Here is a 24,865-nt window from a genome sequence, read left to right on the forward strand (position 1 = left end):
GATGAGCTATGAACGGCTTGCATGCCTGCCACAGGTCTGTGGGGGCCGTTCCCATTGACGCCCATAGGGGCCCATGTTAACCACGACGACATCACCCGGCGGCCCGATCGGGCGGTTCTACAGCCATACGAATTCAACTCCGGCGCGTTCGGAGCCCCTTCTGTCAGCCTGTTCGCTGGCCGAGGACGGGCTTTTGCGTTCGGTTTTCTGATGGGGTGGGACCGTGATGGGGCGGGTCGCGAAAGGGGATGCAGGCATGGGGCTCGATGGACCGTTTTCTTTCCAATTCGGTCAACAACATCGACTCCAAGGGCCGGGTCTCGGTTCCGGCCGGGTTCCGTCAGGTTCTGGCGGCGCGCGGCCATCAGGAGCTCTATGCCTTGCAGGCCATCGGTCAGCCCGCGATCGACGTCGGCGGCATGGATCTCCTGACGCGCTACGAAGAGCGCATGGCCTCCGAGGACCCGTTCAGCGAGGCCTATGCCGACATGTCGCTCTTCACCTACGGGGATGGTGCCTTTCTCAAGTTCGACGCGGAGGGCCGGATCTCGGTGACCGATTTCATCCGCTCGCACACGGGCATCACGGACCGAGTCGTCTTCGTCGGCCGCAATCATTTCTTCCAGCTCTGGGAGCCCTCGCAGTTCGAGGCCCATCGTGCCGCCGCGCGCGAGCGTCTGGCCTCCGCGCGGGCCTCCGGCGCCTCCCGACCGGCCGAGCCTTCCCGATGAGCGGCGCCGCGCCGGTCGCGGGCGAGCCTGTCCGCCACATCCCCGTTCTCCTCGCCGAGGTTCTAGAGGCACTGGCGCCCGTATCCGGCGAGATCGTCCTCGACGGCACGTTCGGCGCGGGCGGCTATAGCCGCGCGATCCTCGCGGCCGGCGCCCGTGTGCTCGCGGTCGATCGCGATCCTGGTGCCATTGAGACGGCGCGGGCGCTGGAGGCCGAAACCTCGGGCGCGCTGACGCCCGTCCACGGCCGCTTCGGCGATCTCGATGCGCTGGCGGCGTCCGCTGGCTTTGCATCGCTCGACGGCGTCGTGCTCGATATCGGCGTCTCCTCCATGCAGATCGACGAAGCCGAACGCGGCTTCTCCTTCCAGAAGGACGGCCCGCTCGACATGCGCATGAGCCGCTCCGGCCCCTCTGCGGCCGACGTGGTGAACACGCTGAAGACGGGCGACCTCGCCCGCATCCTGAACTTCCTCGGCGAAGAGCGGCAGGCCGGGCGCATCGCGCGCTCGATCGAGGCGCGCCGCGCCGAACGCCCGTTCGAGACGACGCTCGATCTCGCCGGCCATATCCTCAAGGTCATCGGCCGCGCGCCGAAGGACAAGATCGATCCCGCGACCCGCACCTTCCAGGCGCTGCGCATCTTCGTGAACGACGAGCTGGGCGAGCTTGCCCGCGCGCTCCTCGCCGCCGAGCGCGCCCTTAAGCCCGGCGGGCGCCTCGTCGTCGTCACCTTCCACTCGCTGGAGGACCGGATCGTGAAGCGCTTCCTGCGCGACCGGTCCGAGCAGGTCACGGGCTCGCGCCATCTGCCGGACGTCGCGGAGAAGGTGCTGACCTTCGCCTCGCGCAACAAGGCGGTGACGGCCGGCGAGGCGGAGCTTGCCGCCAATCCGCGCGCCCGCTCGGCCAAGCTGCGCGTCGGCCTTCGCACGGACGCGCCCCCGCGCGGCGATGCCGATGCCGGGGCCTTCTTCGACCTTCCCGCCCTTGCCGACCTGCCGCGTTCCGGAGCCTGAACCCCGATGTTGAAGACGCTCGATATCGTCCTGATCGCGGTCATGATTTCCGCCGCCGCCTGGACCTTCAAGGTGAAGCACGAGGCCGAGCTGATCGACGATGCGATCGCCGCCGTCGAGCGCAAGAGCGCGCTGGAGCGCGAGACGATCGCGCTTCTCCAGGCCGACTGGAGCTTGCTCAACCAGCCGGACCGGTTGCAGCGCCTCGCCGAGGCCTTCCATGCCGATCTGTCCCTCGAGGCGATCCGGCCGGACCAGATCGTCGACATCGACGAGCTGCCGCAGCAGCCGATCAATCTCGTGCCCGACCCGACCAAGGCGCTCGGCGGCTTCGCCGACAACGCCGGCAGCGTCGTGAGATGATGCGAATGAAGCTTCCGGCTTGGCCGGGCCTTTCCCGCGCTTCCAAGGCGGAGGCGACATCGTCGCGCGTGCCCCTGCGCGCCCGTCGCGTGGCGCCGCCGCGTCACAGCGGACGCTTCGCCATTGCCGTCGGCCTCTTCTTCGGTGTCTATGCCGTCATCGGCGGGCGTCTTCTCATGTGGGGCGCGATCCCGGGGGAGGGTGCCAGCTACGGCCGCTTAGGTCCCGTCGTCGCCTCGCGTCCCGATCTGGTGGACCGCAACGGCGAAGTGCTGGCGACCGACATCAAGACCGCCTCGCTCTTCGCCGAGCCGCGCCGCATCGTCGATCCCGACGAGGCGACGGAGGCGCTCCTGTCCGTCCTGCCCGATCTCGACGCCCGCAGCCTGCATGCGCGCCTGTCCGGCGAGGCGGGCTTCGTCTGGCTGAAGCGCCAGCTGACGCCGCGCCAGCAGAGCCAGATCTTCGCGCTCGGTCTCCCCGGCATCGGCTTTCGCACGGAGAAGCGCCGCTTCTATCCCGGCGGCCCCACAGCGTCCCATGTCGTCGGCCTCGTCAATGTCGACAACCAGGGCATCGCCGGCATGGAGAAATATGTCGACGACCAGGGCTTCGGCGACATCCAGCGGATGAACCTCGCCAATGGCGACAATCTCGCGCCGGTCCGCCTCTCGCTCGACTTGCGCGTCCAGCACATCATGCGCGACGAGCTTGCCGCGTCGATGAAGCGCTACGACGCGATCGCGGCCGGCGGCGTCGTGCTCGACGTCGATACGGGCGAGGTCCTCGCCATGGCCTCGATGCCCGACTACGACCCGAACGATCCGAAGGACGCGCTGAAGACGGAAAACATGAACCGCATGTCGGCGGGCACGTTCGAGATGGGCTCGACCTTCAAGACCTTCACGACGGCGATGGCGCTGGATTCCGGCCTCGTGAAGATCACCGACAGCTTCGACGCCTCCCGCCCGATCCGCATCGGCGGCTTCACCATCTCCGATTTCCACGGCAAGCACCGTGTCCTCACCGTTCCCGAAATCTTCGAATACTCGTCCAATATCGGCACCGCCAAGCAGGCCGATCTCGTCGGCATCGAGGGCCACAAGGCCTTCCTGACGAAGATGGGCCTTCTGACGCGGCTGAAGACGGAGCTGCCGGAGACGGCGATGCCGACCCAGCCGAAGGTCTGGAAGAAGCTGAACTCGATCACGATCTCCTTCGGCCACGGCGTCTCGACGACGCCGCTCCAGACGGCGGTCGCGGCCGCCGCGCTCGTCAATGGCGGCCGGCTGATCCCGCCGACCTTCCTGCCGCGCACCAAGGCCGAGGCCGATGCCGTGGCCGAAATGGTGGTGCGCAAGAGGACGAGCGACGAGATCCGCTATCTCTTCGATCTCAACGGACGGAGCGGTTCGGGCAAGAGCGCGCAGGTCGCCGGCTATCGCGTCGGCGGCAAGACGGGCACGGCCGAGAAGGTCGTGAACGGTCGCTACGCCGCCAACAAGCGCTTCAACGCCTATCTGGCCGCCTTTCCGATCGACAAGCCGCGCTTCGTGGTTCTCGTCGTCCTCGACGAGCCCAAGCCCGAAGCGGGCAAGGCGGGCGCGACGGCCGGCATGAACGCGGCGCCGACGGTCGGCGCCATCATCCGCCGATCGGCCGCGCTCTTGAAGGTGAAGCCCGATTTCAGCGAGGCCAACCGGCCGCTTCTCGTCTCGAACTGACCGGGCCCGGGCGGGCGGGCCCTCGCCGGGGACCTATCCAAGCCGGCCGACAGTCACTAAAGGTCCGCGACGTTTTCCGGGCCGGATGGCGCCATCCGCCGGTCGTCGCATCGAACGCGGGTTGGGACAGATGAAGATCAGCGATCTTGCAGAGGGCATCGCCAGCGGGGCCGAACGGCTCGGTACTCGGATCGAGGGCCTTTCCTCGGACTCTCGGACCGTGAAGCCCGGCTATCTCTTTGCCGCGTTAAGCGGTTCTCGGGCCGACGGCGCGGGCTTCGTGCGCGATGCCGAGGCGAAGGGCGCCGCCGCGATCCTCGCGGGAGCGCCCGTCGAGACCGCCCTGCCGCTTCTCGTCGCCGACGATCCGCGCCGCGCGCTCGCGCTCATGGCCGCGCGCTTCCACGGGCGCCAGCCGGAGACGATCGTCGCCGTCACCGGCACCAGCGGCAAGACCTCCATCGCGGCCTTCACCCGCCAGATCTGGGCGCAAGCCGGCCATGCCGCCGCCTCCGTCGGCACGACCGGCATTCGCTCGCCGACCCGCGACGACTACGGCTCGCTGACGACGCCGGACCCGATCGAGCTTGCCCGCGTCATGGCGGAGCTTGCCGCCGAGGGCGTCAGCCATGTCGCGATGGAAGCCTCCAGCCATGGTCTCGACCAGCGCCGCCTCGACGGCGTGACGCTCGCTGCCGGCGCCTTCATCAATCTCGGCCGCGATCATCTCGACTACCACCCGACCATCGAGGACTATTTCGCCGCCAAGATGCGGCTCTTCGAGGTCCTCCTGTCGCGCGGCGCGCCCGCCGTCATCTTCGCCGACGACCCCTGGTCGGACCGGGCGATCGCCATCGCGCTCCATGCCGGAATGCGCATCGAGACGGTCGGCCGCAAGGGCACGCTCCTTCAGCTGAAACGCCTCGAGCACGAGCGCAGCCGCCAGATCGCCGAGATCGAGGCGGAGGGGCGCATCCATCGCGTCGTGCTGCCGCTGGCCGGCGAGTTCCAGATGGCGAACGCGCTGACGGCGGCAGGGCTCGCCATCGTCACCGGCGTTCCCGCCGAGACGGCGCTCGGGGCTCTCGAACATCTGGAGGGCGCGCCCGGCCGCCTCGACCTCGCGGGGACCACGGCATCCGGCGTTCCCGTCTTCGTCGACTATGCCCACAAGCCCGAGGCGCTGGAGAACGTGCTCTCGGCCGTGCGTCCCTTCACGACGGGCCGCGTGATCTGCGTCTTCGGCTGCGGCGGCGACCGGGATCGCGGCAAGCGCCCGATCATGGGCGAAATCGCGGCCCGCCTTGCCGATGTCGCGATCGTCACGGATGACAACCCGCGCTCGGAAGACCCGGCCTCGATCCGCGCCGCGATCATCGAAGCCGCCGCCGGGGCCGAGGAGATCGCCGACCGGCGCGAGGCGATCCGCCACGCGGTCGGCCTCTCGCAGGCCGGCGACACGATCGTCGTCGCCGGCAAGGGCCACGAGCACGGACAGACCATCGGCGGGCAGACCCTGCCTTTCAGCGATCACGAGGAGGTCCGTCGCGCCATCGCGGGGGAAACGGAATGACGGATTATCTCTGGGATATCGACGCGCTCGTCGCGGCCACGGGCGGACGTGCCATCGGCACCATGCCGCGAGGCGTGACCGGCCTTTCGATCGACACGCGCACGGTCACGCCGGGCGACGCCTTCTTCGCCATCAAGGGCGACCGCTTCGACGGCCACACGTTCCTGACCGCCGCCGTGGCGGCCGGGGCGTCCGTCCTCGTCGTGTCCGAGAAGAAGCTGCCCGCGCTCGGCCGCGTGCACGGACAGTTCATCGTGGTCGAGGACGTGCTGACCGCCCTCGTGCGCCTGTCCACCGCCGCCCGCGCCCGATCGAAGGCCAAGATCGTCGCCGTCACGGGCAGCGTCGGCAAGACGACGACCAAGGAAGCGCTGCGCCACGGCCTTTCCGCCGCCGGCAAGGTCCATGCCTCCGCCGCCTCGTTCAACAACCATTGGGGCGTGCCGCTGAGTCTCGCCCGCATGCCCGCCGACGCCCGCTTCGGCATCTTCGAGATCGGCATGAACCATCCCGACGAGATCCGCCCGCTCGTCAAGATCGTTCGCCCGCACGTCGCCATCGTGACGCTGATCGCGCCCGCCCATCTCGGACATTTCAACGACATCGGCGAGATCGCCAAAGCGAAGGGCGAGGTCTTCGAGGGCCTCGTCATGGGCGGCACGGCCGTCGTCAATGCCGACGATCCGCAGGGGCCTGCCCTGATCGAAATGGCGCGCGCGGCTGGCGTCGACGACATCAAGATCTTCGGCGAGGGCGAGGGGGCCGAGTACCGGCTTCTCGACTTCCAGCCCATGCCCGACGGCGCGCGGATGCGGGCCAGAATCGGCGAGACGGAGGTCGCCCTGGAGTTGGCCGCTTCCGGCCGCCACATCGCCGACAACCTCCTTGCCGTCCTCGGCACCGCGCAGCTGGTCGGTGCCGATGTCGAGACCGTCGCCGCCGCCTTGTCGAGCTGGCGCGCGGGCAAGGGGCGCGGCGAGCGCCATCGCCTGCCCCTCGGCGAGGGCGAGCTGACGCTGATCGACGAGAGCTACAACGCCAATCCCGCCTCCATGCGCGCGGCCATCGCGGTTCTCGCCGCGGCGGCGCCGTCCTCCGGCGGACGCCGCATCGCCATTCTCGGCGACATGCTGGAACTCGGCGAGCAGTCCGGCGATCTTCATGCCGAACTCGGGCCCGTGCTGGTCGAGGCCGGGGTCGATCGGGTCTACCTCCTCGGCAACGAGATGAAGGCGCTTGACGATGCGCTGGACGGCACACTCCCGGCCGAATGGCACGAGAGTCTCGACGAGCTTCAGGCAAGCCTGCTGGGGCATCTTCGCGCCGGCGATGTCGTGATGGTGAAGGGTTCCAACGGTATCGGCCTGTCGCGCATCGTCGACCGGCTGATCGCGGCCCATGGCTCCGGTGTGCCGGGTTCCGCGAATGGCGCGGGCTCGACCGCGACGCAGACGGGAACCGTGTAAATGCTCGCATATCTCGGCCAGTTCTCTGCCGATTTCCCCGGCCTCAACGTGTTCCGCTACATCACGTTTCGGACGGGAAGCGCGATGATCACCTCGTTCATCGTGGTGTTCCTGTTCGGGCCGGCGATCATCTCGAACCTGCGTCTGCGCCAGGGCAAGGGCCAGCCGATCCGCGCGGACGGGCCGCAGACCCATTTCAAGAAGGCCGGCACGCCCACGATGGGCGGACTGATGATCCTGACGGGCATCCTGTCCTCGACCCTTCTCTGGGCCGAGCTCAGCAATCTCTACGTCTGGACCGTGCTGCTCGTCACGATCGGCTTCGGCGCGATCGGCTTCTACGACGACTACCTGAAGGTGACGAAGCAGTCGCATAAGGGCTTTTCCGGCAAGGCGCGTCTCGCCATCGAGTTCGCCATCGCCGGCATCGCCTGCACGCTGACGGTCTATGCCGGCACGGGCACCTTCGCGACCTCGCTGGCCTTTCCCTTCGTCAAGTCCTTCCTGATCGATCTCGGCTGGTTCTATGTCGCGCTCGGCGCCTTCGTCATGGTCGGCGCGGGCAATGCGGTGAACCTGACCGACGGTCTCGACGGCCTCGCCATCGTGCCGATCATGATCGCCTGCGCCGCTTTCGGCCTCATCGCCTATCTCGCGGGCAACGTGAACTTCGCCAACTACCTGCAGATCCACTACGTCTTCGGCACGGGCGAACTGGCCGTCGTCTGCGGCGCGGTCATCGGCGCGGGCCTCGGCTTCCTCTGGTTCAACGCCCCGCCCGCCGCCATCTTCATGGGCGACACCGGGTCGCTCGCGCTCGGCGGCATGGTCGGCGCCATCGCGGTGGCGACCAAGCACGAACTGGTTCTCGCCATCATCGGCGGCCTCTTCGTGATCGAAGCCATGTCCGTGATCATCCAGGTCGCGAGCTTCAAGCTCACGGGCAAGCGCGTCTTCCTCATGGCCCCGATCCACCACCATTTCGAGAAGCTCGGCTGGACGGAGAGCCAGGTCGTCGTGCGCTTCTGGATCATCGCCTTCATGCTGGCCTTCGTCGGCCTCTCCACGCTGAAGCTGCGGTAGGCCGCCATGATCCCGGTCACGAGTTTTTCCGGCAAGACCGTCGCGCTCTTCGGGCTCGGCGGGTCCGGCCGCGCGACGGCCCTGGCGCTCAAGGCCGGCGGCGCGACGGTGATCGCCTTCGACGACAATCCCGCCAGCATCGAAGCCGCCGCGGGCGACGGCATCGCGACGGGAAACCTCCACGATATCGACTGGTCCGGCGTCTCGGCGCTGATCCTCTCGCCCGGCGTGCCACTGACCCATCCCCGCCCGCACTGGACGGCCGATCTCGCGGCGCAAGCCGGCGTTCCGATCATCGGCGATGTCGAGCTCTTCAGCCGCGAGCGCGGGGCCCATGCGCCGGAGGCCCCCTTCGTCGCCATCACCGGCACGAACGGCAAGTCGACGACGACGGCGCTCATCGCTCATTGCCTGCGCTCGGCCGGCCGCGACACGCAGCTCGGCGGCAATATCGGGGTCGCCGTCCTGACGCTCGATCCGCCCGTGCCGACGCGCTTCTACGTCGTCGAGTGCTCGTCCTATCAGATCGACCTCGCCCCCTCGATTGCGCCCTCCGTCGCCCTGCTTCTCAACCTCACGCCCGACCATCTCGATCGCCACGGCTCGATGGAGCACTATGCCGAGGTCAAGGCGCGGCTCCTGCGCGGCGCCGATACCGCCGTCGTCGGCGTGGACGACGCCTATTGCCGAGCCATCGCGGACGAGCTTCAGGCCGCCGGTCGCAAGGTCGTGCGCATCTCGCAGTCGCAGACCCTCGCGGACGGCGTCTTCTTCGACGGCGCGAGCGTCGTCGTCGCCGAGGCCGGGGCGCCCGTCGCGAGCCTTTCGCTGGCCGGGATCGGCTCCCTGCGCGGGCGCCACAACGGGCAGAACGCGGCGGCCGCCGTCGCGGCGCTCCTCGCGGCGGGCCTCTCCGCCGAGGAGATTCTGGTTGGGCTGACAAGCTTTCCGGGCCTCGCCCATCGCATGGAAGAGATCGGCCGGATCGGCTCCGTCCTCTTCGTCAACGATTCCAAGGCCACCAATGCGGATGCCGCGGCTCCCGCGCTCGGCTCGTTCCGGACCATCCACTGGATCGCGGGCGGCCTGCCCAAGGAAGGCGGCATCGCCAGCCTTGCGCCGCTCTTTCCCCACGTCGCCAAGGCCTATCTGATCGGCGAGGCCGCGCCGGCCTTCGCCGCGACGCTCGGCGAGAGCGTGCCCTTCGAGATTTCCGGCACGCTCGACATCGCTGTCGCCCATGCCGCGCGCGATGCCGCGCGATCGACGGGGGAGGGCGAGCCGGTCGTGCTCCTCTCGCCGGCCTGTGCGAGCTTCGACCAGTTCCGCAATTTTGAAGTGCGCGGGGCGGCCTTCCGCGACGCCGTGGCGCGCCTTCCCGGCATCGAGCTTTTCCGAAAGGGTGGAGCATGAGCACACGCGCCAAACGAGCCCTGATCACCGACTGGTGGTGGAGCGTCGACCGCTGGTTCCTGGCCGCCTTTCTGACGCTGATGATCGGCGGCCTCGTGCTCTCCTTCGCCGCCAGCCCGCCCGTCGCCGAGAAGCTCGGGCTCGACCCATTCCACTTCGTCAAGCGTCACGGCGTCTTCCTTCTGCCTTCGATCGCCGCGATGATCGCGACCTCGATGCTGACGGCACGCGGCATCCGCCGCGCCTCGATCATTCTCCTGGCCGGCTCGATCGTTCTGATGATCGGCGCCTTGTTCTTCGGCATGGAAGTGAAGGGCGCCCGCCGCTGGATCGAGATCGGTCCGATGACGATCCAGCCGTCCGAGTTCATGAAGCCGGCCTTCGTCGTCGTCTGCGCCTGGCTCTTCGCCGAGAAGCAGCGCCGCGCCGATATTCCGGGCAATCTCTTCGCCATCATCCTCCTCTTCGTCGTCACAGCGCTTCTCGTGGCGCAGCCCGATCTCGGCCAGACCATGCTGACGGCCGGCGCCTGGAGCGGCCTCTTCTTCATGGCCGGCATGCCCTGGCTCTGGATCGCCGTCCTCGGCTCCATCGGCACGGTCGGCTTCCTCTCCGCCTATTTCGTCTTCCCGCACGTCGCCTCGCGCATCGACCGCTTCCTCACCGGCGAGGGCGACACGTTCCAGACCGACACGGCGCGCGAAGCCATCATGCGTGGTGGCTGGCTCGGCCAGGGCCCGGGCGAGGGCACCGTCAAGCGCCTTCTGCCGGACAGCCACACCGACTTCGCCTTCTCCGTCATCGCGGAGGAGTTCGGCATCGTCACCTGCATGCTGCTCGCCTCGATCTTCTGCTTCATCGTGATCCGCGGCTTGTCGGTCGCCTTCGCGCAGCGCGATCCCTTCGCGCGGCTGGCGATTTCCGGCCTCGTCTTCCTCTTCGGCCTCCAGTCGATCATCAACATGTCGGTGAATCTGCAGCTGATGCCCGCCAAGGGCATGACGCTGCCCTTCATCTCCTATGGTGGCTCCTCGATGCTCGCCATCGCCATCTCCGCCGGCTTCATCCTGGCGCTCACCCGCAAGAAGCCCGAGAACTCCTCGCAGACGGATCGGCTGATGGATCGGACGATGGCGCTGTCGGGAACGTGAGATCTCGATGCGCGATCCGATCGATGGCGGCAACGACCCGACCGTGTCGCCGCGCCTTCCCAGCGATGCAGGCAAGGAGCAGATCAAGCTGACTGCGACCTATATGAACGGGATCGCGGTCGGATTGGCGCTCGTCGGTGGGCTGTCCATTCCGTCGAGCATCGCGCTCAACGCCACTGCCGGCCACGAACAGATCTTCGCAGCCTGCGTCAGCCTCTTCAGTTTTGGCCTTAGTCCCTATATTCATATGAGAGCGAAGCAGTGGTTGAGGAGGTTGGACGGATGAGTACGACGCTGTTCTACATTCTCGGTCTGGCTTTGCTGCCGATCGGAACGCTTCTCGTGACCTACTACGCTGGCTGGTCCCTGGACCGTGAACTCGAACGCAGTCGGCGCGAACGCTTCGAGCGAAAGAGCGGCGCTGTCGGCTGACATTCGGGTCGGCCGGGGAATGCGATCGGAACTGGAGTCGAGTAGCTTCGGGCGATTAGGCCTTTCGGCGAGGCAGTTCTAGACGGCCGATTTTCCGCGGCGCGGCGTTTCGGGTTCGATTCCTGCGAATGTCACGCATCTCATCTGGACGAAGCGCTCCCCCATGAACGGCCCCATCCTTCTCTCTGCCGGCGGCACCGGCGGCCATCTCTTTCCGGCCGAGGCGCTGGCGCATGAGCTGGTCGATCGAGGCCATGTCGTGCATCTGGCGACCGACGAGCGGGCCGGAAAATATGCCGAGCGCTTTCCGGTGGAGGCGATCCATGTCGTTCCCTCCGCCACCTTCGGCTCGAAGAACCCGCTCCATGTCGCGCGCTCGCTTCTGAAGCTCTGGCGCGGCTTTCGCGCCGCCGGCGCGCTGATCCGGCGGATCAGGCCGGCGGTCGTCGTCGGCTTCGGCGGCTATCCGACGGTCCCGCCGATGCTGGCCGCCTCGCAGGCCGGCCGTCCGACGCTCATCCACGAGCAGAACGCCGTGATGGGCCGGGCCAACAAGTTTCTCGCCAAGCGCGTGACGCGGATCGCCGCCGGCATTCCGCAGGAAGGCCTCGCACCCGAGATCGCCGGCAAGCTCGTCGTGACGGGCAATCCCGTGCGCCCGGCCGTGCTGGAATCGGCCGCCTATGCCTACAAGCCGAGCGGCCCGGGCCAGCCCTTCCGGCTCGTCGTCTTCGGCGGCAGCCAGGGCGCGCAGTTCTTCTCCGACGTCATGCCGGAAGCCGTTCGGCTTCTGCCGATCGAGATCCTGCGCCGCCTCCACGTCACGCAGCAGGCCCGGCCCGAGCAGCAGGAGCGCGTGCGCGCCTTCTACGAGGCCGAGGGGATCGAGGCGGAGGTCTCCCCCTTCTTCACCGACATGGCCAAGCGCATCGGACGCGCGCATCTCATCGTCAGCCGCTCGGGCGCCTCCACCGTGTCGGAAATCTCGGTGATCGGCCGTCCCTCGATCCTCGTGCCGTACCCCTATGCGCTCGACCACGATCAGGCGGCCAATGCCGCCAAGCTGGAGGCCGCGGGCGGCGCGATCGTGGCGCGCCAGTCCGATCTGTCCGCCATCCGTCTCGCCGGCCTGATCGAGGGCATCGCCAACGATCCCGCCAAGGCCATGGTCATGGCCTCGGCCGCCCGCGCCACCGGCATTCCCGATGCCGCGCGGTTGCTCGCCGATGTGGTTGAGGCTATGTCCGCGGCTTCGACACGCTGACCTTTTCGTATCTCGGAGCCTTTTCATGAAGATGCCGCCCAATATCGGCCCGGTGCATTTCATCGGCATCGGCGGCATCGGCATGAGCGGCATCGCCGAGGTGCTGGCCAATCTCGGCTACACCGTCCAGGGCTCCGACCAGGGCGACAGCGCCAACGTGCAGCGCCTTCGCGCCAAGGGCATCAAGGTCATGATCGGCCATGCCGCGGAAAATCTCGGGGCGGCCGAGATCGTGGTGGTCTCGACGGCGATCAAGCGCTCCAACCCGGAACTGGCCGCCGCCCGCGAGCGCCTGCTACCGATCGTGCGCCGCGCCGAAATGCTGGCCGAACTCATGCGCTTCCGCCAGGCGATCGCCATCGGCGGCACGCACGGCAAGACGACGACGACCTCGATGGTCGCGACCCTGCTCGATGCCGGCGGCCTCGACCCGACCGTCGTCAACGGCGGCATCATCAACGCCTACGGCACGAATGCGCGCATGGGCGACGGCAACTGGATGGTGGTGGAGGCCGACGAGTCCGACGGCACGTTCCTGCGTCTGCCCGCCGATATCGCGGTCGTGACCAACATCGATCCCGAGCACCTCGACCATTACGGCACGTTCGACAAGGTCCGCGCCGCCTTCCGCGCCTTCGTCGAGAACGTGCCCTTCTACGGCTTCGCCGTCATGTGCCTCGACCATCCCGAGGTGCAGACCCTCGTCGCCGAGATCGAGGACCGCCGCATCATCACCTACGGCGAGAATCTCCAGGCCGACGTGCGCTTCGAGAACCTGCGCGCCGAGGGCTCGCGCTCGATCTTCGACGTGACGATCCGCGACCGCGTCACCGGCCGGCAGGACGAGATCCGCGAGATCACGCTGCCCATGCCCGGCCGCCACAACGTCTCCAATGCCACCGCCGCCATCGCCGTCGCGCATCGGATCGGCATCTCGGCCGAGGCGATCCGCACCGGTCTTGCCGCCTTCGGCGGCGTCAAGCGGCGCTTCACGCATACGGGCACGGTCCACGGCGCCGACTTCTACGACGATTACGGCCATCATCCCGTCGAGATCCGCGCCGTGCTCGCCGCCGCGCGCTCCTCGGCCAAGGGTCGCGTCGTCGCCGTCGTGCAGCCCCATCGCTACACGCGCCTCCAGAGCCTTTTCGCCGACTTCGCGGCCTGCTTCAACGATGCCGACACCGTCATCCTCGCGCCCGTCTATTCGGCGGGCGAGGAGCCGATCGAGTTCGTGAACTCGGAAATGCTGGTCGAGCGGCTGAAGCTCGGCGGCCATCGCGACGCCAAGCTGATCGACGGCCCCGAGGAACTCGCGCCGCTTCTCGATCGCCTCGTCGAGCCGAACGACATCGTCGTCTTCCTTGGCGCCGGCTCCATCACCCAGTGGGCCTATGCGCTGCCGAAGGATTTGGCGGCGCTTCGGGCGGGCCGCGCCTGATGGTCGACGGGGCAGGGCTGCTCGCGCGCCTCGGCGACCGCTTCGCGGGCCTGCGCGGCCGGCTGACGCCCGACGCCGGCATGGACAAGATCACTTGGTTCCGCGCGGGCGGACCTGCCGAACTTCTGTTCCAGCCGGCCGACGAAGAGGACCTGTCCGCCTTCCTGCGCGCCCTGCCGGAAGAGGTTCCGGTGACGATCGTCGGCATCGGCTCCAACCTGCTGGTGCGCGACGGCGGCATTTCGGGCGCCGTCATCCGCCTCTCGGCCAAGGGCTTCGGCAACGTCGCGACGGCGGGCGACAGCGCGATCCGCGCCGGCTCGGCCGCGCCCGACAAGCGCCTGGCGGCGGTCGCGCTCGAAGCCGGGCTCGGCGGCTTTCATTTCTACCACGGCATTCCCGGCTCGATCGGTGGCGCCCTGCGCATGAACGCCGGCGCCAACGGCACCGAGACTTGCGAGCGCGTCGTCGAGGTCCGCGCGATCGACCGCAGGGGCGATCTCCGAATCCTGTCCAGGGCCGATATGGGCTACGCCTATCGCCATTCCGGCGCGCCGGGCGATCTCATCTTCACCGGCGCGCTTTTCGAGGGCGTGCCGACGGAGCGCGGCGAGATTCGCGCCCGAATGGACGAGGTCCAGCACCATCGCGAGACGGTCCAGCCCGTGCGCGAGAAGACGGGCGGCTCGACCTTCAAGAACCCCGAAGGCACATCGGCCTGGAAGGAGATCGACCGCGCGGGTTGCCGGGGCTTTGCGGTCGGCGGCGCCGAGATGTCGCAGCTTCATTGCAACTTCATGATCAACACCGGCTCGGCGACGGGCCACGATCTGGAGTCGCTCGGCGAAACCGTCCGCGCCCGCGTCCACGCCACCTCCGGCATCGACCTCCACTGGGAGATCAAGCGCCTCGGCGCCTTCGTGCCGGGCCACGAGGTGCGGGCGTTCAAGGCGGCTTAGGCGGCGTCGGTGGAGCCGCGCCGCCGCGACGATCAGGCAGCGGTCGGCAGCGGTTTCGCCCGATCGATCCGCGCCAATCCTTCCGGAGAGTTCAGAACCTGCCAAAGGTCGTTTCGACGCTGCACGTTCAGCCAGAAGTCCGGGCTGTTGCCGAAGACGCGCGCGAGGATCAGCGCGGTCGCTGCCGTGATGCCCCGGCGGTCGTTGCAGAGCTCGTTGACGTGCTTGCGGGGAACGCCCATCGCGTCCGCCAGGGCCGCCTGGGTCAATTCCATCGGCTGCATGAACTCCTCGACGAGAATTTCAGCGACCGTGGCCGGCTTGCGCTTCGTCATGAGCATGAATCACCTCACCGATAGCTGTGATCGTCGAGACGGACATCGGAAGCTTCGCCTCGATCACCGTCCCATTTGAAGATCAGGCGCCATTGCTTGTTCACGCGGATCGAGTGATGGCCCTCGAGCGTGCCGCTCAGCTTCTCGAAATGATTGCTGGGGGGCACACGTAGATCCTGATCCGTCATGGCGTCGTCGATCATCTGGAGTTTCCGAAAGAGTCTTGCTTCCAGATCTGCCGGAATGGTTCGCGAGCGAATGTCGTCCGTGAAGAACACCTGCAGGGCCGCGTCGCGAAAGCTGACGATCATGGTCTCACCATCATGAAACCATTGTACCGCTCCATGGGACATCCGGCAACGGGTACAGATGGATGCCGTTGGCGAAACCGGGATCGCCTATGTGGCTCCAGCGTAACAGGAAATGCCTATGTGGCAGTCGCGGGGAGCCTTTCTTCCATCGCCCTTACGATTTTCTTTCGACGCCCGATCGGCCTTAACGCCTGCTTAACCATCGCCACGCCATGAATAGGAACCGGGCCCTTGGAGGGCTCGAACCCTGGCTAGGGATGGGAATGGGCGTTCGATGACGAGGCATGTCGCGGTACTGATGGGGGGATGGTCGAGCGAGAGGCCGGTGAGCCTGTCCTCCGGCGCCGCCTGCGCCGATGCGCTGGAGGCCGAGGGCTTTCGGATCACGCGCATCGATGTCGGCCGCGACGTGATGACCGTTCTGTCCGAGCTGAAGCCGGACGTCTGCTTCAACGCGCTTCACGGCCCCTTCGGCGAGGACGGCACGATCCAGGGCGTCCTCGAATTCCTGGAAATTCCCTACACCCATTCCGGCGTGCTCGCCTCCGCGCTGGCCATGAACAAGGTCAAGGCGAAGACCGTGGCGAAGGCGGCGGGCGTGCCCGTGATCGACCACAAGGTGCTCGACCGCCGCGACGTGGCCAAGGCCCATGTCATGCCGACGCCCTATGTCGTGAAGCCGATCGCGGAAGGGTCGAGCTTTGGCGTGCTCATCGTGCGCGAGGATCAGGCCCATCCGCCCCAGCAGCTCCACGGCACCGACTGGACCTTCGGCGAGAGCGTGATGGTCGAGCGCTTCGTCCATGGGCGGGAGCTGACCTGCGCCGTCATGGGCGATGTCGCGCTCGGCGTCTGCGAGATCACGACCGAAGGCCACGCCTTCTACGACTACGATTCCAAGTACATGCCGGGCGGCTCGCGCCACGAGATCCCGGCGCCGATCCCGGCCCGCATCGCCAACCGCGTCCAGGCGGCGGCGCTCGCCGCGCATCGCGCGGTCGGCTGCCGCGGCGTCTCGCGCTCCGATTTCCGCTACGACGACCGGTTCGGCGAGGATGGCGAGCTGGTCTGGCTGGAGATCAACACGCAGCCCGGCATGACGCCGACCTCGCTCGTTCCCGATATCGCGCGTGCCGCAGGCCATTCCTTCGGCGAGCTCCTGACCTGGATGGTGGAGGACGCGTCATGCCGGCGGTGAACCGCAGCTCCCGCCGGGAGCCGAGCTTCCAGCGCGAGCCGACCTTCGATCACGGCAAGGGCTTCAAGCTCGCCTTCCGCCTGTCCATCGCGGGACGCCGCCTCGCGGCCCTCGGCGAGAACCTGTCGCGTCTGCGCGCGCCGCGCTTCGGCACGATCGCGGCCGTTCTCCTCTCCTCGACCGCCCTCTACGGCATGTCGCTGGGTGGCCATACGACGACCGTCATCGACACGATCGCGCAGCCGCTCGGCTTTGCGATCGACAAGATCGACGTCGCCGGCAATGGCGAGACCTCCGAGATCGACGTTCTTCAGACGCTCTGGGGAACGGGCGCGCAGAGCCTTCCCTCGCTCGATCCCGAGGCGGCACGCGTGGCGCTGGAAGCCATGCCCTGGATCGAGCACGCCTCGGTCTCCAAGACCTATCCCGACCGCGTCGAGATCAAGCTCGTCGAGCGCGCGCCCTTCGCCGTCTGGCAGAAGGGGCGGGAGCTCTTCATCATCGACCGGGACGGCGGCGAGATCATGCCGTACGGCGCGGCGCGCTTCGCGAACCTGCCCTTCTTCGTCGGCGCGGGCGCAGGCAAGAACGCGGCGGCTCTTTTGAGCGAGCTCGACGTGCTTCCCGAGCTTCGCGCAAGGGTGAAGGCCTACATTCGCGTCGGGGAACGCCGTTGGGATCTTCGTCTCGAGAACGGCGTGACCATCAGACTTCCCGAGGAGGGGGCGATCGAGGCAGCTGCCGCGGTCTCCAAAATGGATAGGGACGTGGGCTTGCTGTCGCGTGACATTCTCGCCGTCGACATGCGCATCTCCGATCGCATGGTCGTCAAACTGACGCCGGACGCCCTCGTGCGCCGCGACGCCGCTTTGAAGGCGCGCGAAAAGGTCATCAAGCAATCCTCCAAGGAGAAGCCGGTATGACGCTCCTGTCCCGTCGCGGCGGCAAGCTCCCGCGCGTGAAGTCGGTTTCCTCGCGCAAGACCCGCATCATTTCCGTTCTCGACATCGGAACGACCAAGGTGACGTGCCTCATCGCCCGGCTGAAGCCGAAGGGCGAGAGCGAGATCCTGCCGAACCGGACGCACGAGATCGAGGTCATCGGCATCGGGCACCAGCGCTCGCGCGGCATCAAGTCGGGCGTCGTGGTCGATCTGGAGGCGGCCGAGAAGTCGATCCGCTTCTGCGTGGACGCCGCCGAGCGTCAGGCGGGCCTGACGATCGAGAGCCTCATCGTCTCGCTCACCGCCGGCCGGCTGAAGAGCCTGCGCGGTCGCGGCGAGCTCGGCGTTGACGGCGGCGAGGTCCAGGCCTCCGATCTCAAGCGCGTGCTCGGCCTTGCCGCCCGCGCGCCGATCGAGCCCGGCCGCGTCGTGCTGCACTCCATTCCGTTCGATGTCTCGCTCGACGGCGAGTCCGGGCTCGAAAATCCGCAGGGCATGGTCGGTCGCCGGCTCGGCGCGGACATGCACGTCCTGTCCGCCGAAGAGACGCCGCTGCGCAATCTGGAGGCTGCGATCAACCGCGCGCATCTTGTGGTCGAAGCTTTCGTCGCCACGCCCTTCGCCTCCGGCCTGTCGACGCTCGTCGACGACGAGGCCGACATGGGTTCGGCCTGCATCGACATGGGCGGCGGCGCGACGACGATCGCGATCTTCCAGAACGGCCGCTTCGTCTATGCCGACAGCGTCGCGCTCGGCGGTCATCACATCACGATGGATCTGGCGCGTGGCCTGTCCATTCGGCCCGAACATGCCGAGCGTCTGAAGGTCATGCACGGCTCCGCCATGAGCGAGCTGATGGCCGATTCCGAGACGATCGAGGTCGCTCCGCTCGGCGAGGAAGGCTTCGAGGCGCCCGTCAACGTCGCCCGCTCGCTGGTCGCGCGGATCATCCGGCCCCGCGTCGAGGAGACGTTCGAGCTGATCCGCGACCGGCTGGCGGCCTCCGGCCTCGGCCATGTCATCGGCAAGCGCGTGGTGCTGACGGGCGGCGCCAGCCAGCTCGCCGGTCTCGGCGATGCCGCGCGCTCCATCATGCAGCGCAACGTGCGCCTGGGGCGCCCGGTCGGCGTCGCCGGCCTCAGCGCGGCCAACAAGAGCCCGGCCTTCGCCACGGCGGTCGGTCTCCTGATCTACCCGCAGATCGCGCCGAGCGAGCACTTCGCCGAATCGGGCGCCGCCAGTTTCGCCTTCGACGAGGGCACCACACTAGGGCGCTTCGGCTCCTGGGTGCGGAAGAGTTTCTAACCGATCGGGGATCGGGGCCACGGATCGGCCCGGTCCCTCCAGAGAAGCGCGCGCCGCGCGTCTTGTTCGACCCACCTAAACTGACAGGCCGGCGCGGCGACACGGCCACTATCGCAAAGAGGATGAAGAACATGGCCATCAACCTGGCGAAGCCCGACATCACGGAACTGAAGCCCCGGATCACCGTGTTCGGTGTCGGCGGCGGCGGCTGCAATGCGGTCAACAACATGATCAACGCGGGCCTCGAGGGCGTCGAGTTCGTCATCGCCAACACCGATGCCCAGGCGCTGCGCTCCTCGCGCGCCGAGCGCGTCATCCAGATGGGTGTCGCCGTCACCGAAGGCCTCGGCGCGGGTTCGCAGCCGGAAGTCGGCCGCGCGGCCGCCGAAGAGTCGCTCGACGAGATCTGCGATCATCTCCTCGGCTCGCACATGTGCTTCGTCACCGCCGGCATGGGCGGCGGCACCGGCACGGGCGCTGCCCCCGTCGTCGCCCGCGCGGCGCGCGAGAAGGGCATTCTCACCGTCGGCGTCGTGACCAAGCCCTTCCACTTCGAGGGCCAGCGTCGCCTGCGCATTGCCGAGCAGGGCATCGAGGATCTGCAGAAGAACGTCGACACGCTGATCGTCATTCCGAACCAGAACCTCTTCCGCATCGCCAACGACAAGACGACCTTCGCCGATGCCTTCGGCATGGCCGATCAGGTCCTCTATTCCGGCGTCGCCTGCATCACCGACCTCATGGTCAAGGAAGGCCTGATCAACCTCGACTTCGCGGACGTGCGCTCCGTGATGCGCGAGATGGGCAAGGCCATGATGGGCACGGGCGAGGCGTCCGGCGAGGGCCGCGCGATGGCCGCCGCCGAGGCCGCGATCGCCAACCCGCTTCTCGACGAGACCTCGATGAAGGGCGCCAAGGGCCTCCTCATCTCGATCACCGGCGGCCGCGACCTCACCCTCTTCGAGGTGGACGAGGCGGCGACCCGCATCCGCGAGGAGGTCGACAGCGACGCCAACATCATCCTCGGCGCGACCTTCGACGAGAGCCTGGAAGGCGTCATCCGCGTGTCGGTCGTCGCGACCGGCATCGATAAGACGGCGCAGGAAGCCTACAACCGCCCGATCGAGGTTCGCCACGCGCCGATGATGCCGCGCCCGGCCGCCGCGGCGCCCGCAGCCCCCGTCCAGCAGGCCGCGATGCCCGCCATGGCCTATGCCGCTCCCGTCGAGGCGCCCCGCGCCGCGGCACCGGTCGCCGCCGCGCCCGTCTACGAGCCGGAGATGGAAGCGGCTCCCGCGATGGACACGCAGGACATGGAGGACGACTTCTCCGCCGCCCTTCAGGCCGAGATCGCACAGGTCCAGCACCGCGCGCCGGTCGCCGAGACCCGCCGCGAGACGGCCGCTCCTGCCTCGCGCATGCCCCGCGTCGAGGACTTCCCCCCGGTCGTCCAGGCCGAGATGGAGCGCCGTTCCTCGGCTCTCGACATGAACGCCGACGACAAGGGCCCGATGGGTCTCCTGCGCCGCCTCACGACCGGCCTCTCGCGCCGCGACGAGGAAGAGGGTCTGTCCGCCGAGACCAAGAGCGCGCCGCGTGCGCCGGAAGCCCGCCGCGCCGTCGTCGAGCAGAACCCCTATGCGCCGCGCCGTCAGGCGGCGGACTCCGCGGCCCGCCCGGTTTCGCAGGTTCGTCCCTCCGCCGAGGACGATCAGCTGGAGATCCCGGCTTTCCTGCGCCGCCAGACGAACTGAGCGCACGACGAGCGTTGCAGTCATGACACAGAGCCCGCCGTTGCAAGACGGCGGGCTCTTTTGTTAACGAACTGGATTATATGCCGAAATTCCGCGTGCGGACCCGTGTCCCGGTAACAACGGGTAAGAATCCGTGATTTGGCGGAAAGGCTTCATCCACCTAGTTTCATGGCGTAGTGAAAGACGGGCGTATCGACGCTTCGGTCGACCCTGGGGAGGGGGCTGATGCAAGAGGTCGAAAGCCTAACCGGCGGGGCGGAAACGCTAGTCAGTTCAGCGGATGCCGCCGCGCATAAGGTCGGTTAGAGAGGACTTCCCATCGTGTTGATGCATCAGCAGACGATCGGCGCGCGGATCGATTTCAACGGCGTCGGCGTCCACAGCGGCAACCCCGTGCAGCTTTCCCTCGTCCCCGCCGAAGCTGGAACGGGTGTCATCTTTCACGTTTTCACGGCCGGCCGCACCCTGCCGCACGAGATCAAGGCGCTCTCGTCCAACGTGCCCGCGACGGACCTGTCGACCATCGTCGGCGATCTGCGTGGCGTTCATGTGGCGACGATCGAGCATCTGATGGCCGCCCTCTACGCGATGGGCGTCGACAACGTCATCGTCGAGATCGATTCCAACGAAGTCCCGATCATGGACGGCTGCTCGGCCGCCTTCGTCGAGGCCATCGAGTCCGTCGGCCTGTCCCGCCAGTCCGCCAAGCGCCGCTACATCCGCGTGCTGAAGCCGGTTCGCGTCGAGGTCGGCCATGCCTATGCCGAGTATCGTCCGCACGAGGGCACGCGCTTCGAGGTCGAGATCGACTTCGCCTCGCCGACCATCGGCCGGCAGGTCTTCGCGGGCGATCTTTCGCCCGCTCTCTTCCGCGACGAGCTCGCCCGCGCCCGCACCTTCGGCTTCATGAAGGATGTCGAGCGTCTCTGGGCCTCGGGCCATGCGCTCGGCTCCTCGCTCGAGAATTCCGTCGTGATCGGCCATGACGACCGCATCATCAATTCCGACGGCCTGCGCTTCGTCGACGAGTTCGTCCGCCACAAGGCGCTCGACGCCGTGGGCGATCAGGCTCTCGGCGGCGCGCGCATTCTGGGCTGCTACCGCTCCTATCGCGGCGGCCACAAGGTCAACGCGCTCGCGCTCCAGGCGCTGCTCGCCGACCACACGGCCTACGAGATCGTCGAGGTCCCGACCCGTCGTCGCGACATCGCCCGTCACTCGCCGCTGATCACCGCCGCCGTCGCCGCGCCCGCCTACGGCCCGCAGACGCTCTGATCCACAGGCTTCTGCCGGGCGGAGTATTTCCGCTCCGGGCCGCCGGGTTTCTGGCGCCGCCAAGAAACAGGCGCGCGCTAAGCTTGCGCTCGGCGGCGTTGAGCCGCGTCGGCTGCGGCGTTAGACTTGGCGTCTCTTGGCCCGGCCTATGGTCCGATGCACCATCGCCTTAAAAAAGGCTTGTTGAATCCCCTTCTGCGCGTTGCAGGCCTCGGTGGTCTGATCTAGACAGCCCGGACGTCGGGGGTCCGAGGGGAAACGTCTTCATGCGTCACATGCCGTTCCTGCGCGCCGAAAGGTCGTTCGCCCGTGGTTCCACGCTGCTGCGGGGCGCCGCCTGCCTCGCGCTCGTCGCGGGCTCGCTGTCTCTCGGCGGCTGCCTGTCCTTCGGCAAGGACGACGACTCCGCCGACGTTCTGGCGCTCGCCGCAGAGACCGAGCCGGCCGACGTTCTCTACAACCAGGGCCTCGCCAATCTCGAAGGCGGACGTCTCGGCGAAGCCGCCAAGAAGTTCGAGGCGATCGACCGCCAGCATCCCTATTCCGAATGGGCCCGCAAGGCGCTGGTGATGCGCGCCTTCACCAGCTATCGCAACGGCGACTACGAAGAGGCCGTGACCTCCTCGCGGCGCTATCTGGCGACCTATCCGGGCACGGACGAGGCGCCCTACGCGCAGTACATCATCGGCCTTTCCTACTTCCGCCAGATCCCGGACGTGACGCGCGACCAGAAGGAAACCGCGCGCGCCTCCGCGGCCATGCAGGAGGTCGTCGACCGCTATCCCGAGTCCGAATATGCCGAGGACGCCCGTTCCAAGATCCGCGTGACGCGCGACCAGCTGGCCGGCAAGGAGATGCAGGTCGGTCGCTACTATCTGGAGCGCCGCGAGTATCTGGCCGCGATCAACCGCTTCAAGACCGTCGTGGACACCTATCCGAACACGCGCCATGTCGAGGAGGCGCTCGCGCGCCTGACCGAGTCCTACTACGCCATGGGCCTGACGCAGGAGGCGCAGGCCTCAGCCTCCGTGCTCGGCCAGAACTTCCCGGACTCGCAGTGGTACAAGGACTCCTACTCCCTGCTTCAGACGAACGGCCTGGAGCCGCGCGCGGGCGGGGCCACGTCCTGGTTCGCCAACGCGACCAAGGCGATCACCGGCGGCGCCTGAGCGCCCGACGCCTGCGACGAGACGAGGGCCGGTGCGACAGCGCGCCGGCCTTTCGCGTTTTCGGCCACCCGCCGATACGGCTGTCCAAGAGCATCCGACGTGCCGCATCGGCACCGTCTGTGGTGAAAGGCCTCTCGCGTATCGGCGGGGAAGACCCTATGTGTTGCGAACCGCGCCGGATCGTCCGGCTCCGATAGCGATCCTTCATGCTCGTCCATCTCTCGATCCGCGACATCGTCCTCATCGAACGGCTCGATCTCGATCTCCATGACGGCCTGTCCGTGCTGACGGGCGAGACGGGTGCGGGCAAGTCGATCCTGCTCGACGCGCTGTCGCTCGCCCTCGGCGGTCGCGGCGATGGCGGGCTGGTGCGCCATGGCGCCAAGCAGGGCGAGATCTCGGCCGTCTTCGATCTGCCCGCCGCCCATCCCGCCCGCCGGGCGCTGGCCGAGAACGGCTTCGACGACGACGGCGATCTGATCCTGCGGCGCATCCAGAGCGCGGACGGCCGCAGCCGCGTCTTCATCAACGACCGACCCTCCAGCGTCTCGCTCATGCGCGAGATCGGCGCGACGCTGGTCGAGATCCACGGCCAGCACGACGACCGCGCCCTGGTGGACGCCGAGGCGCACCGCCGGCTTCTCGACGAATATGGCGGCCTTCGCACCGAGGCCGAGACGGTCGCCGCCTCCCATGCCGCCTGGAAGAAGGCGGAGGGCGAGCTCGTGCGCCACCGCGCCAAGGTCGAAGCCGCCGCCCGCGAGGCGGACTATCTGCGCGCCGCCGTGGAGGAACTCTCCGAACTTGCCCCGATCGTGGGGGAGGAGGAGGAGCTAGCCGCGCGGCGTCAGGTGATGATGCGCTCGGAGAAGATCGCGACGGATGTCAACGACGCGCATGAGGAACTGTCCGGCCATGCCTCGCCGATCCCCGCGCTTGCCGGCCTCCTGAAGCGCCTCGATCGCAAGAAGGACGAGCTTCCCGGCCTGCTGGACGCGCCGATCGAGCGGCTGGACGCGGCGCTGGATGCGCTGTCGGATGCGCAGATGAGCCTTCAGGCCGCCCTGCGCAGCCTGGAGTTCGATCCGCGCGCGCTGGAGGAGTGCGAGGAGCGGCTCTTCGCCCTCCGCGCCGCCGGCCGGAAGTACTCGCGCGCCGTCGATGCGCTGCCCGATCTCGCCGCCCAGATGATCGGCGACCTCGCCGATCTCGATGCCGGCGAGGAGCGGCTGACGCGGCTGGAGGGCGAAGCCAAGGAGCATCGCGCACGCTTCGATGCGCAGGCGCAGGACCTTTCCGCCAAGCGCCTCGTCGTCGCGCGCCTTCTCGAAGCCGCCGTCATGGCCGAGCTTCCCGACATGAAGCTGGAGCGCGCCGCCTTCATCGTGGAGCTTTCCTCGGATGCTGAAAGCCCGTCCGCCGCCGGCATCGACACGGTGGAGTTCTGGGTGCGCACCAACCCGGGCACACGGGCGGGGCCGATGATGAAGGTCGCCTCCGGCGGCGAACTCTCGCGCTTCCTGCTCGCGCTGAAGGTCGCGCTCGCCGACAAGGGCTCGGCGCCGACGCTGGTCTTCGACGAGATCGACACGGGCGTCGGCGGCGCGGTCGCGGATGCGATCGGCCGCCGTCTTGCGCGCCTCGCGACGCGCGTCCAGGTTCTCTCCGTCACCCACGCGCCCCAGGTCGCGGCCCGCGCGACGACGCATCTTCTGATCTCGAAGGCCGAATCGCGCCCGGGCGACGAGCGTCTGGCGACCCGCGTCGTGCGCATCGAGGACGACATCCGCACCGAGGAGATCGCCCGCATGCTGGCCGGCGAAAGCGTCACCGCCGAGGCCCGCGCCGCTGCCGCGCGGCTGATCGGGCACGGCGCCTGACGCGCGGAACGGAGGCGCTTCGGCAACTTGTCATGGTGAGGGAAAGGCCGGTCTGGTAGAGGCGGGTCCGACCCGC

General features: G+C 68.0%; 23 protein-coding genes. 21 read left to right on the forward strand and 2 right to left on the reverse strand.

The window, feature by feature from the left end:
- Nucleotides 1-266 precede the first annotated feature (266 nt).
- The 14 genes from mraZ to murB all read left to right on the forward strand — a co-directional run bounded on the left by mraZ (nucleotide 267) and on the right by murB (nucleotide 14,619).
- Entirely contained in the window at nucleotides 267-731 is a 465-nt protein-coding gene (mraZ, locus tag ASG62_RS27740; protein WP_056690762.1) for a division/cell wall cluster transcriptional repressor MraZ, read from the forward strand.
- Nucleotides 728-1,750, forward strand: a complete 1,023-nt coding sequence (gene rsmH / locus ASG62_RS21275; protein ID WP_056690071.1) for a 16S rRNA (cytosine(1402)-N(4))-methyltransferase RsmH — start codon at nucleotides 728-730, stop codon at nucleotides 1,748-1,750. The genes mraZ and rsmH overlap by 4 nt, the downstream gene beginning before the upstream one ends.
- Before the next feature lie 6 nt (nucleotides 1,751-1,756).
- Nucleotides 1,757-2,113: a hypothetical protein gene (locus ASG62_RS21280; RefSeq protein ID WP_056690074.1), complete on the forward strand. Its 357-nt coding sequence runs from the start codon at nucleotides 1,757-1,759 to the stop codon at nucleotides 2,111-2,113.
- Between the two features lie 5 nt (nucleotides 2,114-2,118).
- Nucleotides 2,119-3,837 carry a peptidoglycan D,D-transpeptidase FtsI family protein gene (locus ASG62_RS21285; RefSeq protein WP_056690765.1) on the forward strand — a complete coding sequence of 573 codons (1,719 nt, stop codon included), beginning with the start codon at nucleotides 2,119-2,121 and terminating at the stop codon, nucleotides 3,835-3,837.
- A gap of 130 nt (nucleotides 3,838-3,967) precedes the next feature.
- The gene (locus ASG62_RS21290) at nucleotides 3,968-5,410 is read left to right on the forward strand and encodes a UDP-N-acetylmuramoyl-L-alanyl-D-glutamate--2,6-diaminopimelate ligase (protein ID WP_056690076.1); all 1,443 of its coding nucleotides are present in this window, start codon (nucleotides 3,968-3,970) and stop codon (nucleotides 5,408-5,410) included.
- A complete protein-coding gene (locus ASG62_RS21295; RefSeq protein WP_056690078.1) occupies nucleotides 5,407-6,876 on the forward strand; it encodes a UDP-N-acetylmuramoylalanyl-D-glutamyl-2,6-diaminopimelate--D-alanyl-D-alanine ligase in 1,470 nt (489 codons plus the stop codon). Before ASG62_RS21290 ends, ASG62_RS21295 begins: the two co-directional genes overlap by 4 nt.
- Entirely contained in the window at nucleotides 6,877-7,959 is a 1,083-nt protein-coding gene (mraY, locus tag ASG62_RS21300) for a phospho-N-acetylmuramoyl-pentapeptide-transferase (RefSeq protein ID WP_056690083.1), read from the forward strand.
- A gap of 6 nt (nucleotides 7,960-7,965) precedes the next feature.
- Nucleotides 7,966-9,372, forward strand: coding sequence for a UDP-N-acetylmuramoyl-L-alanine--D-glutamate ligase (gene murD / locus ASG62_RS21305; RefSeq protein WP_056690086.1), 1,407 nt, complete (start codon nucleotides 7,966-7,968; stop codon nucleotides 9,370-9,372).
- Nucleotides 9,369-10,523, forward strand: coding sequence for a putative lipid II flippase FtsW (ftsW, locus tag ASG62_RS21310; protein WP_056690089.1), 1,155 nt, complete (start codon nucleotides 9,369-9,371; stop codon nucleotides 10,521-10,523). The genes murD and ftsW overlap by 4 nt, the downstream gene beginning before the upstream one ends.
- 7 nt (nucleotides 10,524-10,530) lie before the next feature.
- A complete protein-coding gene (locus ASG62_RS21315; protein WP_056690092.1) occupies nucleotides 10,531-10,809 on the forward strand; it encodes a hypothetical protein in 279 nt (92 codons plus the stop codon).
- The gene (locus ASG62_RS26775) at nucleotides 10,806-10,955 is read left to right on the forward strand and encodes a hypothetical protein (protein WP_156382293.1); all 150 of its coding nucleotides are present in this window, start codon (nucleotides 10,806-10,808) and stop codon (nucleotides 10,953-10,955) included. Before ASG62_RS21315 ends, ASG62_RS26775 begins: the two co-directional genes overlap by 4 nt.
- Nucleotides 10,956-11,118: 163 nt before the next feature.
- Complete coding sequence (murG, locus tag ASG62_RS21320) at nucleotides 11,119-12,219, forward strand: undecaprenyldiphospho-muramoylpentapeptide beta-N-acetylglucosaminyltransferase (protein WP_056690095.1); 1,101 nt, start codon at nucleotides 11,119-11,121, stop codon at nucleotides 12,217-12,219.
- Between the two features lie 25 nt (nucleotides 12,220-12,244).
- Complete coding sequence (gene murC / locus ASG62_RS21325) at nucleotides 12,245-13,660, forward strand: UDP-N-acetylmuramate--L-alanine ligase (RefSeq protein ID WP_056690098.1); 1,416 nt, start codon at nucleotides 12,245-12,247, stop codon at nucleotides 13,658-13,660.
- On the forward strand, nucleotides 13,660-14,619 hold the full coding sequence (gene murB, locus ASG62_RS21330) for a UDP-N-acetylmuramate dehydrogenase (RefSeq protein ID WP_156382294.1): 960 nt from the start codon (nucleotides 13,660-13,662) through the stop codon (nucleotides 14,617-14,619). Before murC ends, murB begins: the two co-directional genes overlap by 1 nt.
- Nucleotides 14,620-14,651: 32 nt before the next feature.
- Here the strand turns inward: murB and ASG62_RS21335 are convergent, their stop codons facing one another.
- Nucleotides 14,652-14,960, reverse strand: coding sequence for a HigA family addiction module antitoxin (locus ASG62_RS21335; protein ID WP_056690101.1), 309 nt, complete (start codon nucleotides 14,958-14,960; stop codon nucleotides 14,652-14,654).
- Between the two features lie 8 nt (nucleotides 14,961-14,968).
- Nucleotides 14,969-15,265, reverse strand: a complete 297-nt coding sequence (locus tag ASG62_RS21340) for a type II toxin-antitoxin system RelE/ParE family toxin (protein ID WP_056690103.1) — start codon at nucleotides 15,263-15,265, stop codon at nucleotides 14,969-14,971.
- Between the two features lie 274 nt (nucleotides 15,266-15,539).
- On the opposite strand from ASG62_RS21340, the gene ASG62_RS21345 reads away from it, so the two are divergent.
- From ASG62_RS21345 to recN, 7 genes are all read left to right on the forward strand, one after another.
- Entirely contained in the window at nucleotides 15,540-16,463 is a 924-nt protein-coding gene (locus ASG62_RS21345) for a D-alanine--D-alanine ligase (protein WP_056690106.1), read from the forward strand.
- On the forward strand, nucleotides 16,451-17,386 hold the full coding sequence (locus ASG62_RS21350) for a cell division protein FtsQ/DivIB (RefSeq protein ID WP_082536978.1): 936 nt from the start codon (nucleotides 16,451-16,453) through the stop codon (nucleotides 17,384-17,386). Before ASG62_RS21345 ends, ASG62_RS21350 begins: the two co-directional genes overlap by 13 nt.
- Before the next feature lie 5 nt (nucleotides 17,387-17,391).
- Nucleotides 17,392-18,711, forward strand: a complete 1,320-nt coding sequence (gene ftsA / locus ASG62_RS21355) for a cell division protein FtsA (RefSeq protein ID WP_413814228.1) — start codon at nucleotides 17,392-17,394, stop codon at nucleotides 18,709-18,711.
- Nucleotides 18,712-18,842: 131 nt separating this feature from the next.
- Nucleotides 18,843-20,465 carry a cell division protein FtsZ gene (gene ftsZ / locus ASG62_RS21360; protein ID WP_056690773.1) on the forward strand — a complete coding sequence of 541 codons (1,623 nt, stop codon included), beginning with the start codon at nucleotides 18,843-18,845 and terminating at the stop codon, nucleotides 20,463-20,465.
- 327 nt (nucleotides 20,466-20,792) lie between these two features.
- Nucleotides 20,793-21,740, forward strand: a complete 948-nt coding sequence (lpxC, locus tag ASG62_RS21365) for a UDP-3-O-acyl-N-acetylglucosamine deacetylase (RefSeq protein WP_156382317.1) — start codon at nucleotides 20,793-20,795, stop codon at nucleotides 21,738-21,740.
- Between the two features lie 275 nt (nucleotides 21,741-22,015).
- The gene (locus ASG62_RS21370; RefSeq protein ID WP_056690115.1) at nucleotides 22,016-22,909 is read left to right on the forward strand and encodes an outer membrane protein assembly factor BamD; all 894 of its coding nucleotides are present in this window, start codon (nucleotides 22,016-22,018) and stop codon (nucleotides 22,907-22,909) included.
- 206 nt (nucleotides 22,910-23,115) lie between these two features.
- A complete protein-coding gene (gene recN, locus ASG62_RS21375) occupies nucleotides 23,116-24,789 on the forward strand; it encodes a DNA repair protein RecN (RefSeq protein ID WP_056690118.1) in 1,674 nt (557 codons plus the stop codon).
- The last annotated feature ends 76 nt before the right edge of the window (nucleotides 24,790-24,865 follow it).

Source organism: Aureimonas sp. Leaf427, assembly GCF_001425485.1.
Taxonomy (GTDB): domain Bacteria; phylum Pseudomonadota; class Alphaproteobacteria; order Rhizobiales; family Rhizobiaceae; genus Plantimonas.

Excerpts from the sequence above, each read along its gene's own strand:
- ASG62_RS21340 (WP_056690103.1), bottom strand. The coding sequence starts at position 15,265 with ATGATCGTCAGCTTTCGCGACGCGGCCCTGCAGGTGTTCTTCACGGAC.
- ASG62_RS21295 (WP_056690078.1), top strand. The coding sequence starts at position 5,407 with ATGACGGATTATCTCTGGGATATCGACGCGCTCGTCGCGGCCACGGGC.
- lpxC (WP_156382317.1), top strand. The coding sequence starts at position 20,793 with ATGCATCAGCAGACGATCGGCGCGCGGATCGATTTCAACGGCGTCGGC.
- ASG62_RS21350 (WP_082536978.1), top strand. The coding sequence starts at position 16,451 with ATGCCGGCGGTGAACCGCAGCTCCCGCCGGGAGCCGAGCTTCCAGCGC.
- mraY (WP_056690083.1), top strand. The coding sequence starts at position 6,877 with ATGCTCGCATATCTCGGCCAGTTCTCTGCCGATTTCCCCGGCCTCAAC.
- ASG62_RS21370 (WP_056690115.1), top strand. The coding sequence starts at position 22,016 with ATGCCGTTCCTGCGCGCCGAAAGGTCGTTCGCCCGTGGTTCCACGCTG.
- ftsZ (WP_056690773.1), top strand. The coding sequence starts at position 18,843 with ATGGCCATCAACCTGGCGAAGCCCGACATCACGGAACTGAAGCCCCGG.
- murD (WP_056690086.1), top strand. The coding sequence starts at position 7,966 with ATGATCCCGGTCACGAGTTTTTCCGGCAAGACCGTCGCGCTCTTCGGG.
- ASG62_RS21280 (WP_056690074.1), top strand. The coding sequence starts at position 1,757 with ATGTTGAAGACGCTCGATATCGTCCTGATCGCGGTCATGATTTCCGCC.
- ASG62_RS21315 (WP_056690092.1), top strand. The coding sequence starts at position 10,531 with ATGCGCGATCCGATCGATGGCGGCAACGACCCGACCGTGTCGCCGCGC.
- ASG62_RS26775 (WP_156382293.1), top strand. The coding sequence starts at position 10,806 with ATGAGTACGACGCTGTTCTACATTCTCGGTCTGGCTTTGCTGCCGATC.
- murG (WP_056690095.1), top strand. The coding sequence starts at position 11,119 with ATGAACGGCCCCATCCTTCTCTCTGCCGGCGGCACCGGCGGCCATCTC.
- ASG62_RS21345 (WP_056690106.1), top strand. The coding sequence starts at position 15,540 with ATGACGAGGCATGTCGCGGTACTGATGGGGGGATGGTCGAGCGAGAGG.
- rsmH (WP_056690071.1), top strand. The coding sequence starts at position 728 with ATGAGCGGCGCCGCGCCGGTCGCGGGCGAGCCTGTCCGCCACATCCCC.
- ftsW (WP_056690089.1), top strand. The coding sequence starts at position 9,369 with ATGAGCACACGCGCCAAACGAGCCCTGATCACCGACTGGTGGTGGAGC.
- mraZ (WP_056690762.1), top strand. The coding sequence starts at position 267 with ATGGACCGTTTTCTTTCCAATTCGGTCAACAACATCGACTCCAAGGGC.
- murB (WP_156382294.1), top strand. The coding sequence starts at position 13,660 with ATGGTCGACGGGGCAGGGCTGCTCGCGCGCCTCGGCGACCGCTTCGCG.
- recN (WP_056690118.1), top strand. The coding sequence starts at position 23,116 with ATGCTCGTCCATCTCTCGATCCGCGACATCGTCCTCATCGAACGGCTC.
- ASG62_RS21290 (WP_056690076.1), top strand. The coding sequence starts at position 3,968 with ATGAAGATCAGCGATCTTGCAGAGGGCATCGCCAGCGGGGCCGAACGG.
- murC (WP_056690098.1), top strand. The coding sequence starts at position 12,245 with ATGAAGATGCCGCCCAATATCGGCCCGGTGCATTTCATCGGCATCGGC.
- ASG62_RS21335 (WP_056690101.1), bottom strand. The coding sequence starts at position 14,960 with ATGCTCATGACGAAGCGCAAGCCGGCCACGGTCGCTGAAATTCTCGTC.
- ASG62_RS21285 (WP_056690765.1), top strand. The coding sequence starts at position 2,119 with ATGAAGCTTCCGGCTTGGCCGGGCCTTTCCCGCGCTTCCAAGGCGGAG.